Source organism: Paraburkholderia sp. RL17-373-BIF-A, from assembly GCF_046030175.1.
GTDB lineage: Bacteria > Pseudomonadota > Gammaproteobacteria > Burkholderiales > Burkholderiaceae > Paraburkholderia.
In genome coordinates, this window is the sequence record NZ_JARESO010000406.1 from 1 (window position 1) to 505 (window position 505).

General features: G+C 59.2%; 1 protein-coding gene. It reads right to left on the reverse strand.

The window, feature by feature from the left end:
- Positions 1-7: 7 nt before the first annotated feature.
- On the reverse strand, positions 8-505 hold a 498-nt coding region (locus tag P0D80_RS51115; RefSeq protein ID WP_408296593.1), incomplete at its 5' end, for an IS4 family transposase.

Here is a 505-nt window from a genome sequence, read left to right on the forward strand (position 1 = left end):
CTTGCAATTACCCACTTCTTTTTAGCGCGAGTTCATAGCCGATCTGGATGTCAGTCAGACGTCGCATCCCACGCCACATCACGGTAGTGCCCGGCGGAGGGTCACTGGCACGCGCAAGGTAACCACCGAGCTGGGCGAGCCTGATGACGTTGCGCACGAGCGGTGGTGCCTGTGCGTTATGAGACGTGTCGTGAACGACGTGTTCAGGCAGGTCGATTTCGGTGCGTGTGAACGCGAGTTTGGCTGCGGCCCGTGGCGCCGAGCGGCCGAGCATGGTGATCCAGAATATGCGCCAGCTTAGGATGCAGAAGACCGCGATCAGGTTCGTTAGCCGGTCGGCTGTACGAAGTCGAGACTCCTCGGCCTTGCAGCCCGACTTCAGGATTTTGTGGAAGGTTTCGATTTTCCAGCGCATCGCATACCAGTCAAGTTTCTCGATTGCCTCGGCACGAGAGCGGACCGGCAGGTTGGTGATGAGTTTCCATTCGATACGGGCACGCCCGGC